19 protein-coding genes are annotated in these 22787 nt (G+C 61.7%); 14 read left to right on the forward strand and 5 right to left on the reverse strand.

The features are described from left to right. Nucleotides 1–421: 421 nt before the first annotated feature. Genes imuA through DLM46_RS37620 form a run of 3 tightly spaced genes read left to right on the forward strand, consistent with a single transcriptional unit; the run spans nt 422 to nt 6505 of the window. Entirely contained in the window at nt 422–1261 is an 840-nt protein-coding gene (gene imuA / locus DLM46_RS37610; RefSeq protein ID WP_115109839.1) for a translesion DNA synthesis-associated protein ImuA, read from the forward strand. Further along, on the forward strand, nt 1161–2930 hold the full coding sequence (locus tag DLM46_RS37615; RefSeq protein WP_115109821.1) for a Y-family DNA polymerase: 1770 nt from the start codon (nt 1161–1163) through the stop codon (nt 2928–2930). The genes imuA and DLM46_RS37615 overlap by 101 nt, the downstream gene beginning before the upstream one ends. 8 nt (nt 2931–2938) lie before the next feature. Continuing rightward, complete coding sequence (locus tag DLM46_RS37620; protein WP_115109823.1) at nt 2939–6505, forward strand: error-prone DNA polymerase; 3567 nt, start codon at nt 2939–2941, stop codon at nt 6503–6505. 36 nt (nt 6506–6541) lie between these two features. Here the strand turns inward: DLM46_RS37620 and DLM46_RS37625 are convergent, their stop codons facing one another. Continuing rightward, nucleotides 6542–7471 carry a dTDP-4-dehydrorhamnose reductase family protein gene (locus tag DLM46_RS37625; protein ID WP_115109825.1) on the reverse strand — a complete coding sequence of 310 codons (930 nt, stop codon included), beginning with the start codon at nt 7469–7471 and terminating at the stop codon, nt 6542–6544. Between the two features lie 14 nt (nt 7472–7485). Beyond that, the gene (locus DLM46_RS37630) at nt 7486–7704 is read right to left on the reverse strand and encodes a heavy-metal-associated domain-containing protein (RefSeq protein ID WP_115109826.1); all 219 of its coding nucleotides are present in this window, start codon (nt 7702–7704) and stop codon (nt 7486–7488) included. 123 nt (nt 7705–7827) lie between these two features. Here DLM46_RS37630 and cueR point away from each other — a divergent pair, with 123 nt between their 5' ends. The 4 genes from cueR (at nt 7828) to DLM46_RS37650 (ending at nt 10596) form a co-directional block, all read left to right on the forward strand. Next, entirely contained in the window at nt 7828–8250 is a 423-nt protein-coding gene (gene cueR / locus DLM46_RS37635; protein ID WP_115109827.1) for a Cu(I)-responsive transcriptional regulator, read from the forward strand. A gap of 296 nt (nt 8251–8546) precedes the next feature. Continuing rightward, entirely contained in the window at nt 8547–8693 is a 147-nt protein-coding gene (locus DLM46_RS37640) for a DUF3563 family protein (RefSeq protein ID WP_115109828.1), read from the forward strand. 231 nt (nt 8694–8924) lie between these two features. Beyond that, the gene (locus DLM46_RS37645; RefSeq protein ID WP_115109829.1) at nt 8925–9287 is read left to right on the forward strand and encodes a hypothetical protein; all 363 of its coding nucleotides are present in this window, start codon (nt 8925–8927) and stop codon (nt 9285–9287) included. A gap of 268 nt (nt 9288–9555) precedes the next feature. Then, entirely contained in the window at nt 9556–10596 is a 1041-nt protein-coding gene (locus DLM46_RS37650; RefSeq protein ID WP_115109840.1) for an ABC transporter substrate-binding protein, read from the forward strand. 80 nt (nt 10597–10676) lie between these two features. On the opposite strand, the gene DLM46_RS37655 is transcribed toward DLM46_RS37650, so the two are convergent. Further along, the gene (locus DLM46_RS37655) at nt 10677–11522 is read right to left on the reverse strand and encodes a 23S rRNA (adenine(2030)-N(6))-methyltransferase RlmJ (RefSeq protein ID WP_115109841.1); all 846 of its coding nucleotides are present in this window, start codon (nt 11520–11522) and stop codon (nt 10677–10679) included. A gap of 215 nt (nt 11523–11737) precedes the next feature. Then, on the reverse strand, nt 11738–12709 hold the full coding sequence (locus DLM46_RS37660; protein ID WP_115109830.1) for a potassium channel beta subunit family protein: 972 nt from the start codon (nt 12707–12709) through the stop codon (nt 11738–11740). 222 nt (nt 12710–12931) lie between these two features. On the opposite strand from DLM46_RS37660, the gene DLM46_RS37665 reads away from it, so the two are divergent. Together DLM46_RS37665 and DLM46_RS37670 are read left to right on the forward strand one after the other, a co-directional pair. After that, on the forward strand, nt 12932–13729 hold the full coding sequence (locus DLM46_RS37665; protein WP_115109831.1) for a 3-hydroxybutyrate dehydrogenase: 798 nt from the start codon (nt 12932–12934) through the stop codon (nt 13727–13729). 10 nt (nt 13730–13739) lie between these two features. Beyond that, entirely contained in the window at nt 13740–14972 is a 1233-nt protein-coding gene (locus DLM46_RS37670) for a DUF3734 domain-containing protein (protein WP_115109832.1), read from the forward strand. 191 nt (nt 14973–15163) lie between these two features. Here DLM46_RS37670 and DLM46_RS37675 read toward each other — a convergent pair whose 3' ends face one another. After that, nucleotides 15164–16363, reverse strand: coding sequence for an amino acid aminotransferase (locus DLM46_RS37675; protein WP_115109833.1), 1200 nt, complete (start codon nt 16361–16363; stop codon nt 15164–15166). A gap of 421 nt (nt 16364–16784) precedes the next feature. On the opposite strand from DLM46_RS37675, the gene uvrB reads away from it, so the two are divergent. The 5 genes from uvrB to DLM46_RS37700 all read left to right on the forward strand — a co-directional run bounded on the left by uvrB (nt 16785) and on the right by DLM46_RS37700 (nt 22585). After that, complete coding sequence (gene uvrB, locus DLM46_RS37680; RefSeq protein ID WP_115109834.1) at nt 16785–18878, forward strand: excinuclease ABC subunit UvrB; 2094 nt, start codon at nt 16785–16787, stop codon at nt 18876–18878. Between the two features lie 380 nt (nt 18879–19258). After that, a complete protein-coding gene (locus DLM46_RS37685; RefSeq protein WP_115109835.1) occupies nt 19259–19807 on the forward strand; it encodes an iron transporter in 549 nt (182 codons plus the stop codon). 134 nt (nt 19808–19941) lie between these two features. Further along, complete coding sequence (locus DLM46_RS37690; protein ID WP_115109836.1) at nt 19942–20274, forward strand: cupredoxin domain-containing protein; 333 nt, start codon at nt 19942–19944, stop codon at nt 20272–20274. Between the two features lie 62 nt (nt 20275–20336). Continuing rightward, nucleotides 20337–21182: an FTR1 family iron permease gene (locus DLM46_RS37695; protein WP_115109837.1), complete on the forward strand. Its 846-nt coding sequence runs from the start codon at nt 20337–20339 to the stop codon at nt 21180–21182. Continuing rightward, nucleotides 21179–22585 carry a 4Fe-4S binding protein gene (locus DLM46_RS37700; protein ID WP_115109838.1) on the forward strand — a complete coding sequence of 469 codons (1407 nt, stop codon included), beginning with the start codon at nt 21179–21181 and terminating at the stop codon, nt 22583–22585. Before DLM46_RS37695 ends, DLM46_RS37700 begins: the two co-directional genes overlap by 4 nt. The last annotated feature ends 202 nt before the right edge of the window (nt 22586–22787 follow it).

Here is a 22787-nt window from a genome sequence, read left to right on the forward strand (position 1 = left end):
TGCGTTTACGGCGATAAAACCCGGCGTCGCCGTTGACATCCAGCTGGCCAGACAAACTGCACGGCGCGGAAAACGGCAACACAGCAAGGCCGTCCATCGCCGTACGCCTGCTGCCTACCGCCCATGCGGCAGCCTCCCCGGGTCCCTCCGCCGCAGCAGCCCGATCCGGCTTGCCCCATGCGCAGCCGCAGCGCCAGAAACAGCAATCGCCGCGCAGCATAAAACCTGCAAACGACAAGTCGCGTGAGTTTCATCGCCTCTCGCATCGTGCCCCTCAAGGTCTCTCTGTACGCGCTGGGCAGCGTCGTCCCGTCTTAACATCATCCTCAAAATACTGTATAAATATACAGTGAAAATCTGTCGCCTGATGCTGACCCGATGCCGGGTGGGGTGAAGTGTTATCCATTGAAAGAGCGTGTCTATGGCAGCAGCAATTCGGCTTGCGGCAACCGCACTGTCGTCGCAATTGCGGCGTCAGGTGTGGAAGGGTAATGAGCTTGCCGAGGCGGACTCGCAGGTAATTTCCAGCGGCTACGCCGCGCTGGATCAGCTACTGCCGGGACAAGGCTGGTCGGCAGGTGGCTTGACGGAGATATTGATCGAACATGGTGGCGTGGGAGAAGTACGCCTGCTTGCCCACACGCTTCGGCATCTCACGATGCAAGCCGAACGACACGTCATGCTCGTGGCGCCGTCTTATCAGCCCTGCGCCGCGGCGTTGAGGGCGTGGGGTGTCGATGTCGGGCGCGTCGTATGGGTGCGCTCGGGGGAGGATCAGTCCCTGTGGGTCGCCACTCAAGCATTGAAGCAGGATGGCATCGGCGCGGTACTGGTGTGGCTGCCGAATGCGCGCGCCGATAAGGTTCGGCGTCTCCAGGTGGCGGCTCAGGAATCGGCATCGCTGGCATTTTTGATTCGCCCCGTTGAAGCCGCCACGCAATCCTCGCCGGCACCATTGCGAATGATCTGCGAGCCACTTCTGCCGGCTAATGCGCAGACGATCAACCGTCGTCAATGGTTGCGGGAGATCGGTATGTCGATCGATATCTTCAAGCGTCGAGGCCCGCCGCTAGCAGAACCCCTGCGCCTCATTTTGCCGTTGCAAGACGTCGTGTTGCCGGAGAACGAAGCCGGCAGCAATCAAGGACGAGAGATCAATCATGTTGTGGATCGCAGTCACATTGCCACTCTTGTCGCTGGAAGCGGTGAAGCCTCTCGTGCCGTTTCCGGATGGTTCGCCCGCGAAGCCGAATCAGCCTGAGCCGCGCGGCGATGCAAGCCAACCTCTCGCCAGCGAAGATGTCGGCGGCGAGCATTGTTATGCGCTGGCCGATCACGCACACATTCTGCTGCCCGATTTCGCAGCATTGCGCGCCGGTGTGCGTGCCGGTCATTCGCGCTCTTATGCATTGGCGTTGGCACCAGGTCTCAAAATGCTTGCCGCAGATAGCACCCGTGAAACTCAGGCATTCGAAGCGATGGCGCTTGCCTTGCTGATGTACACACCGAAAGTATCGCTCGCTCACGCGCACACGTTGCTGCTGGAAGTCGGCTCCGGTTTGAGATTATTCGGCGGCTTGCGCGTGTTGTTGTCGCGAGCGTCGGCCACGGCGGCTGAGTTCGGCTATACGACGCGCATCGCGTGTGCGCCGACCGCCTGGGGTGCGTGGCTGCTGGCGCAAGCGCGCGCCAATTGTCAGGGGCATTGCTGGCATGTAGTGAAGGAGACTTCGCTTGCGCGTGTCCTCGACCGATTATCCGTGTCGTTGCTGCCAGTTGAACAGGCGCATCGCGATGCGTTAACGCAAATCGGCTGCGCTACGCTGGCCGATTTGCGTCAGTTGCCACGGGCGGGCGTCGTGCGGCGTTTCGGCAGCGGCATTCTGGATCTGCTGGCGCAAGCGTATGGCACGCGTCCGGATCCGCGCGAATCGTTTCGTGCGCCGGCGTCGTTTCATGCGCAGCTGGAGTTGCCGTCGCGGGTCGATAACGCCGACGCGCTGCTGTTTGCCGCGCGCCGGCTGATCGTGCAACTGGCCGGCTGGCTGAGCGCGCATCATGCGGCACTCAATGGCTACACGCTATTGCTCGAGCATGAATTGGCTTCTCGTCATGCGCCGAAGACGTCGAGTCTGGCGGTCGCGTGGGCCGTACCGTCGCGCGATGCCGAACATCTGATCTGGCTGTTGCGCGAAAAGTTGAATCAGACCGTACTGGTGGCGCCGGTGATCGAGTTGAAGCTGATCGCGGATCAGATTGGCGAGTATGCGGGGCAATCGGACACCTTGTTTCCGATGCCGGAGACCGACGGTGATTCGATTGCGCGTCTGCTCGAACGCCTGAGCGCGCGATTGGGACCGGAGAACGTGTTGCAGATGTCTGTGCAGGACGATCATCGGCCTGAGCGGGCAATGCGTATCGATCCATACCAGGCACAGGCGTTTTCACGCAAGAAGCGTTCGCCTGCCAAAACCAGGGTGAAGATCAAAGCGGATAGAACCTGGCTGACGGATGAGTTGCAACATGCGGCGCCTGAAGAAAATCACGCAGATGGCGATGCGGTGACGCGATCGGCAAACATGACGCGATGGCAGGCTGAAATGGCCGGCGATACAGGCAGCCATACGTCTGCGTCGAAACCGGACAATGCACAGGTCCCGCTCGATCTGCCCGACAGCGCGTTGCCGTCGCAACCTCGTCCTGTCTGGATGCTCGACAAGCCACTGCGACTGATGATGCGCGAGCAGCGGCCGATCTATCGTCGGCCGCTGAGAATGCTCACCCGTACCGAGCGGATTGAAGCGGGGTGGTGGGACGGCAATCGCATCGAGCGGGATTATTACGTCGCGGCCGACGATCGCGGTTACATGTTCTGGGTGTATCGAGAACGTCTTAGCGGCGAGTGGTATTTGCAGGGCTTGTTCGGCTGAGTACCATCATGGCGACTTCCCGGTTTCCATTTTCATCGGAGCAGGCGCTTGCGGCCCAGTTGCCGGCGTATGCAGAATTGCATTGCCTGACCAATTTCTCCTTTCTGCGCGGCGCCTCGCACCCGCACGAGCTGGTCGAGCAGGCGATGTCGCGCGGCTACAGCGCGCTCGCGATCACCGACGAATGCTCGCTGGCGGGAGTCGTGCGTGCGCACACCGCGGTGAGAGAAATGACGCAAGAGCGCGAGCGCAAACAGAAAGAGCGCGAGGAGAAAGCGCAAGCTGCGCAGGCACGAACGCCCTCGGAAACCAGGGAGCCTTCAGAAACTGAAGAGGAAGCTGAAGAAGCGCTCAATCCGATTCCTCACCTGATCATCGGCAGCGAACTCAACCTGACCGGCGTGCAAGGCGAATCGTTCTGCACACTGGTTGCGCTGGCAACCAACCGCAACGGTTACGGCAACCTTTCCGAACTGATCACGCTGGCTCGCTCGCGCGCGGACAAGGGCAGCTATCGCCTCAGCCCGTCCGACTTCACCGATTCGCTACAGCATCTCGAGCATCTCAAGACGTTGCCCGATTGCATCCTGATTCTCGTGCCGCAGCGCGCGGCGACGCTCGCGCACACACTGCGCTGCGCGCATTGGCTCGCCTCGTTCGCACCGCAGCGTGCATGGATTGCGCTCGAACTCTGGCAAACCGGCAGCGACGACCTTCAGATCGACGCATTGCGGATGATTTCAAAGGCCAGCGGTTTGCCTCTGGTTGCTGCGGGTGGCGTCCTGATGCATGTGCGCTCGCGCAAACCGCTGCAGGACACCATGACCGCAATCGGCCTGGTCACGCCGCTATCGGCTTGCGGTCATGCACTCGAGGCGAATGCCGAGCGGCATATGCGTACGCGCGTGCGTCTCGGCAAACTGTATCCGCGCGATACGCTCGAAGAAACGCTGCGTATCGCAGCCCGATGCCGATTCTCGCTCGATGAACTCAAGTACGAGTATCCGGAGGAACTGGTTCCCGCTGGCGAATCGCCATCGAGCTATCTGCGCAAACTGGTGATGGCCGGCGCAATGGAGCGCTGGCCGAACGGCATGGATCTCAAACGAATCCATCAGATCGAGAAAGAGCTGATGCTAATCGCCGAGCTGAAATACGAAAAGTATTTCCTGACGGTACACGATATCGTGAGCTTCGCGCGCTCCAGAAACATACTGTGTCAGGGGCGGGGTTCGGCAGCGAATTCGATCATATGTTATTGCCTGCATGTAACGGAAATCGATCCGGTGCAAATGAACATGCTGATCGAACGGTTTATCTCGCGCGCGCGTAACGAGCCGCCTGATATCGACGTCGATTTCGAACACCAGCGCCGGGAAGAGGTGATTCAGTATATCTACGGGAAATACGGTCGTCATCGCGCGGCGCTGACCGCATCGCTGATCACGTATCACGCGCGCAGCGCGCTGAAAGACGTCGGCAAGGCGTTGGGGCTCGAAGCGTCGTTGATCGAGCGGATCAGTAAATCACAGCAATGGTGGGACGGCACGGATGCGGTCGCCAAATATCTGGCCGAAGCAGGCTTCGATGCCAGCTCGCACATCACGCAGAATCTGATTCGCCTCACTAAAGAGTTGCGCAATTTTCCGCGTCATCTGTCGCAACACGTCGGCGGCTTTGTGATCGCGAAAGACAAGCTGTCGCGGCTCGTGCCGATCGAGAACGCGACGATGAAAGACCGCAGCGTGATCGAGTGGGACAAAGACGATATCGATGCGCTCAAGCTGCTGAAAGTCGACGTGCTGGCGCTCGGCATGTTGTCGGCAATCCGGCGCGCGCTGGAATTCGTCGCGTTGCGGCGCGGCTTCCCGGAATTCAGAGTGCAGGATATTCCGCGCGAGGATCGGGCCGTCTACGAGATGTGCGGCCATGCCGACACGATTGGCGTGTTCCAGATCGAATCGCGCGCGCAGCAAAGCATGTTGCCGCGGTTGAAGCCGAACAAATACTACGACCTCGTGATCGAAGTCGCGATCGTGCGGCCAGGGCCGATTCAGGGCGGCATGGTGCATCCATATCTGCGCCGCAAGCAGGGTCTCGAGGCGGAGGACTACGCCAAGGATGAATTGCGGCCGGTGCTCCAGCGCACGCTCGGCGTGCCGATTTTCCAGGAGCAGGTGATGCACCTCGCGATGGTTGCGGCGGAATACACCGGTGAGCAGGCCGACCAGTTGCGGCGCGCGATGGCCGCGTGGCGGCGCACCGGCAATCTGGCGAAATATCAGAAGGATTTGACCGAGCGCATGCTCAAGCGAGGTTATGAACCCGGGTTTATCAACCGCATCTGCAAGCAGATCGAAGGTTTCGGCGAGTACGGCTTTCCGGAAAGCCATGCAGCGAGCTTCGCGTTGCTCGTTTATCTCAGTGCGTGGCTGAAGCGTTATGAACCGGCCGCTTTTCTGGCAGGCTTGCTGAACAGTCAGCCGTTGGGTTTCTATTCGCCGTCGCAGCTCGTGCAGGACGCGAAGCGTCACGGCGTCACAGTATTGCCACCCGACGTGACGCTGAGCGACTGGGAATCGACCTTCGAAAGAAACGCTCCGCAGCAGCAGGGGCAGCGAATTTCAGCGGCCGAAACCTGTTTGCATCGTCAGCAGGCCGTACTATCCGCGCAGCAGTTGCGCGATCTGGCGCTGCCGCGCTTTGCCCTGAGCCGAACTGTCCGGTGCGCGGCACAACGGCTGACTGCGCGCGTATTTCAGCCGCCGAACACTTATGGAGCGAAAGGGCCCGCTGTGCGCATCGGCATGCATCTGATCAAAGGCCTTTCGCAGACGGCCGCGGAACGCATCATGGCGGCTCGCAGCGACGCGCAGTTTACCGATGTCGACGATCTGGCGCGCCGCGCGGCATTGACGCGCCGCGATCTCGAAGCGCTTGCCGCTGCGAATGCACTGGTCAGCATTGCGGGCCATCGGCGCGAAGCGTGGTGGGCGGTGACCGCGCAGCATACGGTGCCCAGGCTGCTGCGCGATGCGCCGATCGCCGAAGCGCCGCTGGCGTTGCCGCAGGCTGCCGAAAGCCGCGAGATCGTCGACGACTACGCGAGCCTTGGCCTTACGCTCAATCGTCACCCGCTCGCGCTCTTGCGCGCGCGTCTTGCCCAGCAGCGTTTTCGCACGGCGGCCGAACTCGCCGCGTGTCGGCACGGCACGCTGGCGCGCGCATGCGGCATCGTCACCGTACGGCAGCGGCCGGGAACGGCGAACGGCACCGTGTTCGTTTCCATTGAAGACGAAACCGGCTCGATCAATGTGATCGTCTGGCCGTCGCTGGTGGAACAGCAGCGCAAGGTGTTGCTGGGTTCATCGTTGCTGGCGGTGTACGGCGTCTTGCAGCGTGACGACGGTGTCGCTACCGGCGGCGACAGCGCCGGCAACGTGGCGAACGTCGATAAAGCGGGCAGGGCGAAACAGAAGCACCAAGGCGAGGTGATTCACCTGGTCGCACATCGACTCGAAGATCGCAGCGAATTGCTCGGCGAACTGGCCACGGCGAGCCGCGATTTTCATTGACGCCGGCTCGCCGCAGCTGACGTTGCATGCCAGATGCTAGGCCGGCTTATCGCCTGCATCGCCTCGCCATGGAAAGCGGGCCAGCACCTGCCGGATCGCGGTGTCGAACGGCGTGCGGCGGCCAATGCCGAGCGCCTCGAGCCGGCTCGAAGCAAGGTGGCAGTTATGCGGACGCGGCGTCGCGTCGGTGGGCGTGTGCTGCGGCGTCAGTTGCGCATCGAGTTGCAGCGCTTCGGCAAGACGCAGGGCGATCTCGTATTTGGTCATCGGTTCGTCGCCCGACCATTGCACGATGCCGCGCACTGCTTGACCATGCGCATGCCGTTCGAGCATTTGCCGGATCACGAACGCGACGTCCGGCGTGAAAGTCGGATAACGGATCGCCCAGGCATCCATGACGGCAGCCTCGCCATTGAGCGAAGCCGACGCGGCGATCGCCGGCACGAGACTCGTCACCGCCGATTCTGCCCAACTGACGATCGGCCCAAACAGCAGCGGTAAACGCAGCACGCAAGCGAGATCGGTCGTCTCCGCAAGCGCTCGCTCGCCTTCGAGCTTGCTGCGCCCATAGGCATTGAGCGGCGCGGGTTCGGAATCATGCTGGTAAGGCGGGTGGGCGCCGTCGAACACGTAGTCGGTGGAGATCGACAGCGTCCATGCGCCGCGCCGTTTGGCCGCCGCGGCCAGGGTGCGCACGGCATCGACGTTCAGCGCACGGGCGAGCGCCGGATCGCGCTCGCACACATCCGGACGACGCTCCGCCGCCGCAATCACGAGCGCGTCCGGCGCTTCGCGTTCGACAAACTGCTCGACCGCCTGCGCGTCGCGAATATCGAGCGCGACCGTATTCGGGCCGGGCCGGCTGAATGCCGTGGCGACAACTTGCCAGCCGGTTTGAAGCGCCAGTTCACCGACGAGCGCGCGGCCAAGCAGACCGGACGCACCAATGACTGCAACTTTGAACATGACAGGAGCTCGCCTTAGCGGGCAGCGCCGCTAGCCACGTTCGTGACCGTGTAACCGGCCTCGTCGATGGCGGCCTTCAGCGTTTCGGCCGGCTGCGTCGATTCGACCGCCACGCGGCCGGTTGCCAGATCGACCTGCACCTGCGCGGCTCCGTCGTGTTCACGGATCGCCCGGGTGACCGCCGCCACGCAATGCTGACAGCTCATGCCTTCTACCTGGAATTCGATCGTCATCTGGATTGCCTCGGAAAAATGAATGTTGCGATGGTTGAATTATGCCTGCCGATGCGCACTTGAGTGGCTGACCTTCCCATTATGGGAAGGTGTACGATCGACGCACATATTGGGGAAACAGTCATGAACATTGGTGAAGCGGCCCGCGCGTCGGGCGTCACGGCGAAAATGATTCGCTACTATGAAAGCGTCGGCTTGCTGGCAGCAAAGGCGCGCACGAGCGCCGGCTATCGCGTCTATGGAGCGCAGGAGGTGCATTCGCTGCGTTTCATCCGGCAGGCGCGCCGGCTCGGTTTTCTGGTCGAAGACATTCGCCGGCTGCTGGCGCTGTGGCACGATCGATCGCGCGCCAGTGCCGAAGTTAAGGCGATTGCGCTCGAACACGTCGCGGATCTGGATCGCCGCATCGCCGAACTCACGGATATGCGCGACACATTGGCGCATCTGGCCGATCATTGTCACGGCGACGAGCGTCCGGACTGCCCGATTATCGAGCGGCTTGCAGATACGGATCTGGTATCGGGGAAGGGTTGTCATCCGATTTAAGGGGGATGCGGTGCAACCCAAACGAGACATTTGTTGCAACCTGTCACATGTATGCACCGGCATTGTGCGGTTTTGGTGCGGATAACTCCGTCTGCATCGAAAGATCTGCAATACCTCTCGTAAAATCAAAAACTTAGGTGCACCATTCACGTGCACCATTCCAAAACGGAATGCACGCCATGCGGGCATTTCACTAGCCAGGTTGCACCAGAAGACTATAATCCGGGTTAACCCTTTTACGGGAAATCCCTGATGCAGAATTCACCGGGGATTCAATCTGATCCTTGGAGAACATCATGTTTGCATACCTTCTTGAAAAGCTGAGCATCTGGTTTGAAACCGCAGAACGTAGCCGTCGTGAAGCCTATCTGGCCTCGTCGTCGGACATCGTTCAGCTTGAGCAACGCATCCGCTCGCTCGAAACCAGCGGCTACTCGTTGTAAGCAGCGCGGGCATCGAAGTTTGACCCGGCAGCGCATGTTGCGCGCCATAGCAATACAGCGTTGAGCCCCGTATAAACGGGGCTTTGTCACATCTGGGCTTCCCGGATTGCGGGCAATCTGTGCTCGACATGCGTCGGCAGGCCAATATCGACTAGCCTGAAGGTTGCCACCGCGGTAAGGTAAAGCGTTTTTTGCGCAATCCGGCATTCTCAAAACTTATCCGGTCCGCTCATGCTTCCTGCTCGCTCGCTCCACTCCATTCTGGCTACCGCCATCGCGGCATCGCTGACAACGGTTCTCGCAGTACCGGCAACTTTCGCCGCGTCGAGCAATGGCGGCAAGCCGCTGATTCTCGACACGCAGAGCGGCATTAGTGACGGCCAAAGCGGCACCGTGCTGCAAACCGCGCCGCTTTCGCGGCAGCGGATCGTCGATGCACAACCAATCGCTGCGCCAACCGAACTGGCGCCGAATTCGTCGATGCCGATCGTTGTTGCGCCGTACATCCAGTTGCCTGTCGGCGGGGCAGCCTCGCAGTCGCAACCACAGGCTCAGCCACAATCACAGCCTCGCCCGGCGTTACATCCGCAATAAGCGTCTTTCGCGCGATGCTCCTCTGTAGTTCCGCTGTGATCCGTTAACGTTCCGGGCGGTTCCGAGCGGCGAGCCTTGGGCGGCGCCGCCACGCGTCAACGCGCGCCTTCGGATCACGGGCATGGTATGGGGCCATTCGGGTTTCGGCGCATGGCGCGGGCGAAGCCGTCCGATGACAATCGTTGCGTGGTTTCTCGCTGACGATGTGGGCCATGCACATTGCGCTGCGCCGCCGCATCGAACGAAAACAGAACAAGGAGACATCGACATGCTTACTCACTGGATGCGGCGTGCCGCCGGCGTCTGCGCCACGCTGATCGCGCTCGTCACGCTCCCCGGCGTTGCGCTTGCCAAGGACACACCGGAAAAATCCACGCTGACGATGGCCGTCGGCGGCTTGCCGGGTCTTTACTATTTGCCGGTGCTCGCCGCGCAGCAGTTGGGATACTTCAAGGACGAAGGGCTCGACGTCACCCTCGAAGATTTCGCGGGCGGATCAAAGGCCCTGGAGGCGGTAGTGGGTGGCAGCGCCGACGTAGGCGCCGGCGCATTCGAGCACACGCTGTTCATGCAGGCGAAAGGTCAGCACTACCGCGCATTCGCGTTGATGGGCCGCGCGCCGCAGATCGTCGTTGCGGTGGTGAAGTCGAAGGCCGATCAGATCAAAACGCTGGCGGACTTCAAGGGCGCGAAAGTCGGCGTGAGCGCGCCGGGTTCGTCGACCGATCTGGTGTTGACCGTGGCCTTGCGCAAGGCCGGCGTGCAGCGCAACGAGATTTCGGCGATCGGTGTGGGCAGTGGTGCGACGGTACTGGCCGCGGTAAGCGGCGGTCAGATCGACGCGCTGTCCAACGTCGATCCGATGATGACCAAGCTGCAGCACAGCGGTGCGATCAAGGTGCTGGTCGACACGCGCACGGTGAAGGGCACGCAAGAGGTATTCGGCGGGACGATGCCGGCAGCGACGCTATATGCCTCTGAGAGCTTCATTCAGAAGTATCCGAAGACGACGCAGGCGCTCGCCAACGCCATCGTGCGCGCCGACCACTGGCTGCAGAACGCGTGCGACGCCGACCTGCTGAAGATGGTGCCGCCGGCCTATCTGCTCAACGACTCGGCGCTTTACGTGGAAGCCTTCCACAACGTACGCGACGCCTATTCGCCGGATGGCCTGATGCCCGCGGACGGCCCGGCCACCGCGTTGCGCGCGCTGTCGTCGTTCGATAACCGGCTCGATCCGAAAAAGATCGACCTGAACGCAACCTATACCAACGACTTCGCTCGCAAGGCCGCGGCGCAACTCAATTAAGAAGCGGTTTAGCGGTTCAAGCCGCTCGCCATCAGGCCGCGCGCCGTACCGCTGCGGCGGCGCACTGCCTGCAAGAAAGATCAGTCGCCGCGGTATTCGACCTTGAACTGCGCCGCCTTGTCCTGACCGAGCGCATTGACCAACCAGGGCAGTTGCTCTTTCAGTGTTTTAGCCAGCGTGTACGGCGGATTCAGGATGAACATGCCGCTTCCGAACAGACCGAAACCGTCGGCCGGCGGATTGCTGACGGTCAGGCTCACATGCAGCCAGTTGCGTTCCTGCAGCTTCTTCAACTGGTCGGGAAAGCGCTGCGATTCGGGGCGCTTCACCTGCGGGTACCAGACCGCGTAGGTGCCGGTCGGAAAGCGCTTCAGGCTCTCTTCGACGCAGCGCAGTGTACGCGTGTAGTCGCGCTTGTCTTCATACGACGGGTCGAGCAGCACCAGCGCGCGGCGCGGCGCCGGCGGCAGCAGCGCGAGAATGCCGTCGAAGCCGTCGCCCGCGTAGAGCATTGCGCGACGGCCTGCGTCGCGAAAGTTGTGGCGCAGCACGTCGATTTCGGTGGTGTGCAGTTCGAACAGACGCAAGCGGTCCTGCTCGCGCATCTGCCGCCACGCGATGTACGGCGAGCCCGGATAGAAGCGCAACTGACCGTCCGGATTCAGCGCGCTCACTTCGTCGACGTAATCGGCGAAGATCTGTGGCAAGTCGTTGCGTTCCCACAGTTTGGCGATGCCGGTCTGGAACTCGCCGGTTTTGGTCGCGTAGCCTTCCTTCAGCGAATAAACGCCGGCGCCCGCGTGCGTGTCGATATACCAGTAGGCTTTGTCCTTCTGGCCGAGGTATCGCAGTAGCTGCAACACGACGGCGTGTTTCAGAACGTCGGCGTGGTTGCCTGCATGAAAGGCGTGGCGGTAGCTGAGCATGATGAGGAGACGCTGAAAGAGGGCGTGCCGGTCCAGGGCGGATTCGGCGATGCGGATGCAATGCTGCGGCACAACCGGTGTGCGGCGCGGTCGCGTATTGTACGCGACGCCGCGTTGCACACCTTAGCGCGTTCCGCGCGACACGGCTCGAATGTTGTGCGGGCCGTGCTCGAGCGGTCCGGCGGCCGCATGGTCCTGCCTGATCCTGCGTGGTCCTAGTTGTAGGCGTCGCCGATGATCTCCTCGATCCGCTGCTTTACTTCCGGCGTGATGCGCTCCGCAACCTCCGCCGAGGCCATGTTCTCGGCGATCTGCTCAACTCGCGACGCGCCGGTGATGACCGTGCTCACATGCGGATTCATCAGAATCCACGCAATCGCCAGTTGGCCGACCGTGCAGCCCAGTTCGTCGGCCACTTCGCCGAGCTTGCCGACCACGTCGTTCTTGCCGGCGTCGGTCACCTGCTTGCGCAGCCACTCGTAGCCTTGCAATTGCGCGCGGCTGTCCGCGGGTACGCCGTCGCGGTACTTGCCGGTGAGGAGGCCGGACGCGAGCGGGCTCCAGGTTGTCAGCCCGAGGCCGATGTCCTCGTAAAGGCGTTTGTATTCCTGCTCGACGCGTTTGCGGTGGAACAGGTTGTACTGCGGCTGTTCCATGACAGGCTTGTGCAGATGATGCCGCTCGGCAATCTCATAGGCGGCGCGGATTTCATCAGCGCTCCATTCCGACGTGCCCCAGTACAGCGCCTTGCCGCGCGCGATCATGTCGCTCATCGCCCAGACGGTTTCTTCGACCGGCGTGTTCGGGTCAGGACGATGACAGAACACCAGATCGACATAGTCGAGTTGCAGGCGTTTGAGGGAGGCGTCGATCGCGTTCAGCAGATATTTGCGGTTCAGCGTGTGGTACTGATTCGGCGCCTCTTCCAGACCCCAGAAGAATTTCGTCGACACCACGTAGCTCACGCGTGGCCATGCCAGTTCCTTGAGCGCTTGACCCATGATTTCTTCGGATTGACCGCCGGCGTACACCTCGGCGTTGTCGAAGAAGTTGACGCCCGCATCGCGCGCGGCGGCGAGCGATTCGCGCGCCGCACGGCTGTCGACCTGATTGCCGTAGGTGACCCATGAGCCAATGGACAGTTCGCTGACTTGCAGGCCGGAACGGCCCAGACGTCGATAATTCATGCATGTCTCCTTGGTAGTGATGCCGCTGGAATCCCGTTGAGACGTCCAGTTTAAAGAGATAAAGCCCGATGTGCGTTTACCAGATGTGCTTCACGCGGTTCATGCACAATAGCAGGGTTGGCCGCAGTGCAGCATCCGGCCGGACGGACTATGCCGTCTGGCCGACTTCACGCCGCCTGCGGCTCGTGGTGTCATTGCTCATCAACTGCATGGAGGTTCTGGATGTCGTCACTGAACACGAATCTGAATGGCAAGGTCGCTGTGGTTACCGGCGCCGCGAGCGGCATCGGCAAGCAGATTGCGCTGACGCTTTCCGCTGCGGGCGCCGCGGTCGCGATTGCCGACCTGAACCAGGACGGCGCGAACGCCGTCGCCGAAGAAATCAAAGCGGGCGGCGGCAAGGCGATCGGCGTCGCGATGGACGTGACCAACGAAGATGCCGTCAACCACGGGATCGACAAGGTCGCCGCCGAGCTCGGCTCGGTCGATATTCTGATTTCCAACGCCGGCATTCAGATCGTCAACCCGATCGAAAACTACTCGTTTTCCGATTGGAAGAAGATGCAGGCGATCCACGTTGACGGCGCATTCCTCACCACCAAGGCAGCGCTCAAACACATGTACAAGGACGATCGTGGCGGTATTGTGATCTACATGGGTTCGGTCCATTCCCACGAAGCGTCGCCGCTGAAGTCCGCCTATGTAACGGCCAAGCATGCATTGCTGGGTTTGTCGCGCGTATTGGCGAAGGAAGGCGCGAAGCACAACGTGCGCTCGCACGTCGTGTGCCCGGGTTTCGTGCGCACTCCGCTGGTCGACAAGCAGATTCCCGAGCAAGCCAAGGAACTCGGCATCAGCGAGGAAGAGGTGGTTAAGCGCGTGATGCTGGGCGGCACGGTCGACGGCATCTTCACCACGGTGGAAGACGTCGCGCAGACGGTGCTGTTCCTGTCCACTTTCCCAACTGCGGCGCTGACCGGTCAGTCCTTCATTGTGAGCCACGGCTGGTACATGCAATAAGGAGGCGCCCATGGCGCAACGCAATCTCAAGCAGGCGCGCGTCGGCGCGCCTGGGGATGGCGAGGGCGCCGGCCCTGCGGCCGCCGTCCATCCCAGCCGGCACCTCGAATTGCCCAACTACGAAACCGTCGCGCTGATGCTGCAGGGCGGCGGTGCGCTGGGCGCCTATCAGGCTGGTGTCTTTCAGGGTCTATACGAAGCAGGCATCGAGCCGAACTGGCTCGCCGGCATTTCGATCGGGGCGTTGAACACGGCCATCATTGCCGGCAATCCGCCGGGCAGGCGCGTAGAACGGCTGCGGCAATTCTGGGAGACGATCTGTCAGCCGGCTTTCGGGCCGCCACTGCCGGGCTTCATCGAGCGCGCATTCTTCAACTCCAGCGAGGCCGTGCGCAAAGCTTTCACGGCGACGCAGGCCATGAGCGCGATCGTGGAAGGGCAGAAGGGCTTTTTCGTGCCGCGTTTCCCGCCGCCGTTGCCCACCGTGTCGGGGCCGCCGCAAATGGCCAGCTACTATGACACCACGCCGCTGAAAGCGACACTTGAAGCGTTGTGCGATTTCGACCGGATCAATTCGGGCGAAATACGCGTGTCGGTCGGCGCGGTGAATTGCGGCACCGGTAATTTTGCGTACTTCGATAACACGCATACGAAACTGACGCCGGAGCATTTCATGGCGTCGGGCGCGTTGCCGCCGGGCTTTGCGGCGGTTGAAATCGACGGCCAGTACTATTGGGACGGCGGCTTGATGTCGAACACGCCGCTCTACGAAGTGATCCAGACCACGCCGCGCCGCGACACGCTCGCGTTTCAGGTCGATCTGTGGAGCGCGATCGGGCCGGTGCCGGACAACATCACCGACGTCCAGGGGCGCGTGAAGGACATTCAGTATTCGAGCCGCACGCGTCTCGTGACCGACATGTTGCAACGCTCGCAGCGTTTCCGGCATGTATTGCGCGAGGTACTCGGCCGTGTGCCGGCCGATCAGCGAGACGATCCGTGGTGCAAGCTGGCCGACGAGCTATCGTGTTCGAAGCGCTACAACGTGATCCACCTCATCTATCGGCAGAAGGAATACGAAGGGCACTTCAAGGACTTTCAGTTCGGCCTTTCGACGATGCGTGAGCACTGGGCAAGCGGTTTGCAGGATATCCGGCGCTCGCTTGAGCAACCCGATTGGCTGGACATGCCCGAGAACGATGCGGGTTTCGTCACGCACGATATTCATCGGGATACGCGCTGAAGCGGTAGAGCCGTAGTCAGCCGCAAATGCCAGCCGCAAATGAAAACGGCGCCCGGGAAATGAACTGCACCCCAGGAGTTGGACAGTCGTCCACGCTTCGGGGGTGCAGTTCAGGAAGGGCGCCGTTTCTACAATCAGTTCCAGCCAAAGCACACGCAATCGGCGAATCGGCGCGTGCGCTTTGGAAAGCTTTACTTCAGCACGTGAGCGATCGCGTTAGCCACCGCGTCGAGGTTGCGCGTGTTCAGCGCAGCGACGCAGATGCGGCCCGTGCTCACCGCATAGATGCCGAACTCTTCGCGCAGACGGTCCACTTGCGGCGCCGTCAGACCCGAGTACGAGAACATGCCGCGTTGCGCGTTCACGAAGCTGAAGTCGCGATCCACACCGCTCGCCTTCAGGCGCTCGACCAGACCGTTGCGCATTGCGCGGATACGGTCGCGCATTTCAGCGAGTTCCGTTTCCCACGTGCCGCGCAGTTCGGGCGAGGCGAGCACCGCTGCAACCACCGAGCCGCCGTGCGTCGGCGGGTTCGAGTAGTTCGTACGGATCACGCGCTTCAGTTGCGACAGCACGCGGGCGGCTTCTTCCTTGCTTGCCGTGATGATCGACAGTGCGCCGACGCGCTCGCCGTACAGCGAGAACGACTTCGAGAACGACGACGACACGAACACGTTCAGTTCCTCGGCAGCGAACAGGCGCACCGCTGCAGCGTCCGATTCGATGTTATCGCCGAAACCTTGATAGGCGATATCGAGGAATGGCACGAGGTTACGCGCCTTGACGACTTCGACCACCTGCTTCCATTGCTCGACGCTCAGATCGACGCCGGTCGGGTTATGGCAGCACGCGTGCAGCACGACGACCGTGCCCGCGGCATAGCTGTTCAACGCGCTCAGCATGCCTTCGAAGTTCACGCCGTGGGTGTGCGCGTCGTAGTACGGGTACGACGCGACTTCGAAGCCGGCGCTTTCGAACAGCGCACGGTGGTTTTCCCAGCTCGGATCGCTGATCGCGACCTTGGCGTTCGGGTTCAGACGCTTCAGGAAGTCGGCGCCGATTTTCAGCGCGCCCGTGCCACCCAGTGCCTGTGCCGTCACGACGCGGCCCGCGGCGATCAGCGGCGAGTCGTTGCCGAGCAGCAACTTCTGCACGGCGGCGTTGTAGGCGGCGATGCCTTCGATCGGCAGATAGCCGCGCGGCAACGCGGCTTCGACACGAGCCTTTTCCGCGTCGCGCACGGCGCGCAGCAGCGGAATCTTGCCTTCTTCATTGAAATACACGCCGACGCCAAGGTTGACCTTGGTGGCGCGCGCATCGGCGTTGAAAGCTTCGTTCAGGCCCAGAATCGGGTCGCGGGGAGCAAGTTCGACGGCGGAGAACAGAGACATGATGGGTGGGCAGCAGTAGTAAAAAGAGGGGTGGCTTCGAGCGCGGGCGGCCCGGCTTGAATGTCTGGCAGAAAATTGCAGACGGGCGGCGGGCAGCGGCGAGCGAGCGCAACTTGGCATTGTAGCGAATCCGCAGGCACTTTTCGGGCTAGAAAGGCCGCAAAACCGAATTATTTGCTTGAAAAACAGGCACTCCGGCGCCAGGTGGCTGTGGCGGGTCTACGCCGAATCGGCCGGGCAGCCGTCCGGCAAAAGGCGCCACGGCGACGAATGAGTGCCGCGCCGGCGACTCAGGCCGCGAGCCCCGGAACAGCCCGGCGAACCCCGCAAACGCGCTACGCAGACCGTACGCAGACCCGCTCAGCCCTCCCTCACGCAAACCGCTAGAATAGTCTTTTGCCCAAGGCCCGGTGCCGCCCACATGTCCGAACACCATCTGACTGAAGTCGACGATACGCTCGACGAATCCAAATTCGTTGCGTTCGAAGACTCGCCGTTCCAGCTCTACCAGCCGTATCCGCCGGCCGGCGATCAGCCGACGGCGATCGACACGCTCGTGGAGGGCATCGAGGACGGTCTGTCGTTCCAGACGCTGCTCGGCGTGACCGGTTCCGGCAAAACCTTCACGATGGCCAACACCATCGCGCGGCTCGGCCGTCCGGCGATCGTGTTCGCGCCGAACAAGACGCTTGCCGCCCAGCTTTACTCGGAGTTCCGCGAGTTCTTCCCGCGCAATGCGGTCGAATACTTCGTCTCGTACTACGACTACTATCAGCCGGAAGCGTACGTGCCGCAGCGCGACCTGTTCATCGAGAAGGATTCGTCGATCAACGAGCACATCGAGCAGATGCGGCTGTCGGCCACCAAGAGCCTGATGGAGCGGCGCGACGTGGTGATCGTCGCGACGGTTTCTGCGATCTACGGCATCGGCAATCCGTCCGAATACCACCAGATGATTCTGACGCTGCGCACCGGCGACAAGCTCGGCCAGCGCGACATCATCGCGCGGCTGATCGCGATGCAGTACAACCGCAACGAAGCCGACTTCCAGCGCAGTTCGTTCCGTGTGCGCGGCGACACGATCGACATTTTTCCGGCGGAGCACGCGGAAATGGCGGTGCGCGTCGAACTGTTCGACGACGAAGTCGAGACGCTGCAACTGTTCGATCCGCTCACCGGTCGTGTGCGGCAGAAGATTCCGCGTTTCACCGTGTATCCGTCGTCGCACTATGTGACGCCACGCGACACCGTGGTCCGCGCGGTCGAAACCATCAAGAGCGAACTGCGCGAACGGCTCGAATTCTTCTATGGCGAAGGCAAACTGGTCGAAGCGCAGCGGCTCGAACAGCGCACCCGCTTCGATCTGGAAATGCTCCAGGAACTGGGTTTCTGCAAGGGCATCGAGAACTACTCGCGGCACTTCTCGGGCGCCGCACCGGGCGAGCCGCCGCCCACGCTGGTCGATTACCTGCCGTCGGACGCGCTGATGCTGCTCGACGAATCGCACGTGCTGATCGGTCAGCTGAACGGCATGTACAACGGCGACCGCGCGCGTAAAGAGAATCTGGTGGATTACGGTTTTCGTCTGCCGTCGGCGCTCGATAACCGGCCGCTCAAGTTCAACGAGTTCGAGCGCAAGATGCGCCAGGTGGTGTTCGTGTCGGCCACGCCCGCCGATTACGAGCAGAAGACATCGGGGCAGGTGGCCGAGCAGCTGGTCCGTCCGACTGGCCTCGTCGATCCGGAAATCGAGGTGCGCCCGGCGCGCAGCCAGGTCGACGACGTGCTCGCCGAGATCAACGAGCGCGTCAAAGCCGGCGATCGCGTGCTGGTTACCGTGCTGACCAAGCGGATGGCCGAACAGCTCACCGAATTTCTGGCCGACCACGGCGTCAAGGTGCGCTATCTGCACAGCGACATCGACACGGTCGAGCGGGTCGAAATCATCCGTGATCTGCGCCTCGGCACCTTCGACGTGCTGGTCGGGATCAACCTGCTGCGCGAAGGGCTGGATATCCCGGAAGTTTCGCTGGTCGCGATCCTCGACGCCGACAAGGAAGGCTTCCTGCGCGCCGAGCGTTCACTGATCCAGACCATCGGCCGGGCAGCGCGCAACGTGAACGGCAAGGCGATTCTCTACGCCGATAAGGTGACCGATTCGATGCGCCGAGCCATCGACGAAACCGAACGGCGGCGCGCCAGGCAGATCGCCTTCAACCTCGCGAACGGCATTACGCCGCGCGGGGTGGTCAAGCGGATCCGCGACATCATCGACGGCGTGTACAACGTCGACGACGCCCGCGCCGAGCTGAAAGAGCAGCAGACCCGCGCGAAGTTCGAGGACATGTCCGAGAAGCAGCTCGCCAAGGAGCTCAAGCGTCTTGAAAAGCAAATGATGGAGCACGCGAAAAATCTCGAGTTCGAAAAGGCCGCGCAGACCCGCGATCAACTGGCGTTGCTGCGTCAACGCGTGTTCGGTGCGAACGTCGGCGATCACGTGCCAGGCATCGACTAAACCTTCCTGTCCGCTCAGGGCGCGGCAGTGTGCCGCGCTCTGTCGAGCGGCGTCGCTCATCCCGCCGAACACGGCCACACGCGCTTCCTTAAGCCTGCCTTAAGCCCCTGCTCGCATAAGGCTCGGCGTGCTTCCCCATTTGTTCTCACTGTCGATCGATGATAAACTCGCTCAATATTGAGAATGGTTCGCATTAACGTTACCAAAATTCGGTTACCAAATCGCGGTTACCAAATTGCGGTGACGTAAATGCGGGTTCGCAGATGCAGTTCGGGGTCCGCTTGCAGCTCGTTCGAGTGCGCCAGCGTTCGCTGACAAGACACACGCAACGTACTGTTCCAATTGCTTCGGTTCCAGTCAGATAAAAACAAGGAGTTTCAATGCGGATTTCTTCATTTGTGCGCGGTGGCGCCGCAGCGGTGGCCGCAGTCGCGGCTCTGTCGGCAACGGCAGCGGAATACCCGATCGGCAAGCATCAGATTCAAGGCGGCATGGAAATCGGCGCGGTGTATCTGCAGCCGATCACGATGGAGCCCGAAGGGATGATGCGCAAGGCGTCGGATTCGGATATTCACCTCGAGGCCGATATCCACGCAGTCAAGAACAACCCGACCGGTTTCGCTGAAGGCGACTGGATGCCGTACCTGCAAGTGCGCTACGAACTGACGAAAGCCGGTTCGAATCAGACTCAGAAGGGCGACATGATGGCGATGGTCGCGAACGACGGTCCGCATTACGGCGACAACGTCAAGCTGCAAGGCCCGGGCAAGTATCACCTGAAGATGGTCGTCGAAGCGCCGATGCAAACCGGCCATATGGCGTTTGGCCGCCACGTCGACAAGGAAACCGGCGTGGGTTCGTGGTTCAAGCCGATCACGCTCGAATACGACTTCACGTTCGCGGGTATCGGCAAGAAGGGCGGTTACTGATCGCCGCGGATCTTCACGGTCTGGTTTGTCACGGTTTGCCACGCGGAGCCCCGCGTGGTCATCGCGTAAGTGAATGAATGCAGCAGACGGCGCGCGGGCGATGGTTCTCGGCGCCGCATTCTCCGGAAGGGCTAATGAGAATCAACCGAAAGATCGCGATCCTCGCCACGATGGCGTTGCTGGCCGGCGCCGCACACGCGGCCGATTTGCCGACCTTCAAGCTGGAAATGAACGACGGCAAGCTGAATCCGGCACGTATCGAGGTGCCCGTGGGACAGCGCATCAAGATCGAAATACGCAATACCGGCAAAGGTGCGGCCGAGTTCGAAAGCGTTCAGTTGCGCAAGGAAAAGGTGCTGGCGCCGGGCGCGGAGTCATTCGTCGTGATCGCGCCTCTGGAAGCGGGCGAGTACAAGTTTTTCGACGATTTTCACCAGCAGGCGCAGGGCGTGATCGTCGCGAAGTAAGGGATTGGGCCGCGAGCGCATGTCGAATCGCGCGTTCGCCACTGCAGTAGACGGAGGGCTGAATGGGTCAGGTGTTGTTCATCGTATGGCGGGAAAGTGTCGAGGCGTTGCTGGTCGTCGGCATCCTGTACGCGTGGTTGAAGAATGGCGACGATGACGCGCGCCGCGGTTTACCGTACTTGTGGGGCGGCGTCGCGGCCGGCGTAATCGCGGCGGTCGCGCTCGGCGCGGCGCTGGTCGGCTTTACCGAGGTGCTGTCCGGCGACGCGCAGGATTATTTCCAGACCGCGATGGTGCTGGTCGCCTGCGTGCTGATCGTGCAGATGGTGCTGTGGATGAAGCAGCACGGCCGGTCGCTCAAGCGCGACATGGAACAGTCGCTGCAAAAGAGCACGCGCGACTCGAACTGGTGGGGCGTGGCCTTGCTGGTCGCGCTGGCGATCGCGCGTGAGGGCAGCGAAACGGTCATCTTCCTGTACGGCCTCGGATTCGGCCAGTCGGGTCACGTGGACAGCGGCCAGATGCTCGCGGTGTTTATCGGCCTCGGTCTCGCGTTCCTGACCTTCTACGCATTGCAACTGGGCGGCAAGTTCTTCTCGTGGCGGCTCTTTTTCCGTGTCACCGAAATCATGCTGCTGTTCCTCGGCGCGGGCCTGTTCCAGACCGGCGTCGACAAGCTGATCGACAAGGAAATCCTGCCGACGCTGGCTGACCAGATGTGGAATTCGTCAACGATCCTCGACGATTCGAGCACTTTCGGTTCGCTGGTCGCCACGCTCACCGGCTATCGCGCGCATCCTGCGCTGATGAACCTGATCGCTTACGCGGCGTACTGGGCGGTCGTCTATCTGCTGGTGCGTCGCGCGAACCGCAAACCGGCGCAGCAGGCCGCCGGGCGTGCGGCGTGAGTACAGTCATGATGCGCCCGGGCCGCCTCGCCGCGGCCGGTCAATGGATGCAGCGGCACGGCGGGCTGATTCGCGGCCTTCAATGGGTCGTCGTGGCGGTGTACGCGTTTTTGATTCTGGTGCCGGCAGTGATGCCGCTGCCGGGCGACACCGCGCATCTGTGGAATAACCTGACGCTTGCCGCGCAGTTCGTGTTCTGGGGCATCTGGTGGCCGTTCGTGCTGCTCTCGATGGTGATGCTCGGCCGCGTATGGTGCGGCGTGTTGTGCCCGGAAGGCGCGCTCGCCGAGTTCGCCAGCAAGTATGGCCGCGGCTGGGCGATTCCGCGCTGGATGCGCTGGGGCGGCTGGCCCTTTGTCGCGTTCGGCCTCACCACCATCTACGGCCAGATGGTGAGCGTTTATCAGTATCCGAAGGCGGTGCTGCTGGTGCTCGGCGGCTCGACCTTCGCGGCGATGATCATCGGCTTGCTGTACGGACGCGAGAAGCGCGTCTGGTGCAAATATCTGTGCCCCGTCAACGGGGTTTTTTCGCTTCTGGCGCGCCTCGCGCCGTTTCACTACAAAGTCGATGAAGACGCATGGCGCCGTTCGTACAGGAACGGCGAGCATGGGCATCGCGTGATTCCGATCAATTGCGCGCCGCTCGTGCCGTTGCGCAATATGAAGGGCGCGGCGGACTGCCATATGTGCGGCCGTTGCAGCGGGCATCGCGATGCGATTGCGTTGACGTGGCGTGCGCCGTCGTCGGAAGTGGTGCAGCTCGGCGACAAGAAGGCGAACCCTTGGGACACAGCCTTGATTCTGTACGGCCTGCTCGGCATCGCGATCGGCGCGTTCCACTGGAGCGCTTCGCGCTGGTTCGTCGACCTGAAGATGTTCTTCGCCACGTGGCTGGTCGATCACGACATCACCTGGCCGCTCGACACCAACGCGCCGTGGTTCCTGTTCACGCACTACCCCGAGCAGAACGACGTGTTCTCGTGGCTCGACGGCACTATGGTGATCGGCTACATTCTCGCCACCGCGCTGGTTTACGGCAGCGCGCTGCTGGTGCTGCTGACGGGCGCAACACGCATGCTGGGGCGTTTCAATAGCGTGCGTCTGCATCATTTGACGCAAGGGCTGATTCCGATTGCCGGCGCGGGCGTGTTCCTCGGCCTGTCGGCGACCACGCTGTCGCTGCTGCGCGCGGAACATGTGCCGTTGTGGTGGGCGTCGGATCTGCGCATTGCCATTCTCGCGATCGCCAACCTGTGGAGCGCCTGGCTCGCCTGGCTGGTCACCCGCCGCTATAGCGAGAGCTTCGTTCAGCGCGGTCTCGCGATGGTGTGGTTCGTCGCGGCGCTGGCCGCGGTCGATAGCGCATGGTGGCTGATGTTCTGGGGCTGGGTGTCGAAGTAATTGACGTAATCGCATTACCGTCGCGTTTGGACCATAAAAAAAGCCGTGGATGAAAACATCCCACGGCTTTTTTATTGTCTTTGACCCGTCCTGAAATGGGTTGACACTTTTTCCGCCCTTGGAAGGAGAGTCAATTGGAATCAGGGATCAAGCGTACACAGCGGGACTACAGCCTCGCCTTTAAACTGTCAGTGGTCGAACA

Source organism: Paraburkholderia lacunae (assembly GCF_003353175.1).
Classification (GTDB): domain Bacteria; phylum Pseudomonadota; class Gammaproteobacteria; order Burkholderiales; family Burkholderiaceae; genus Paraburkholderia; species Paraburkholderia lacunae.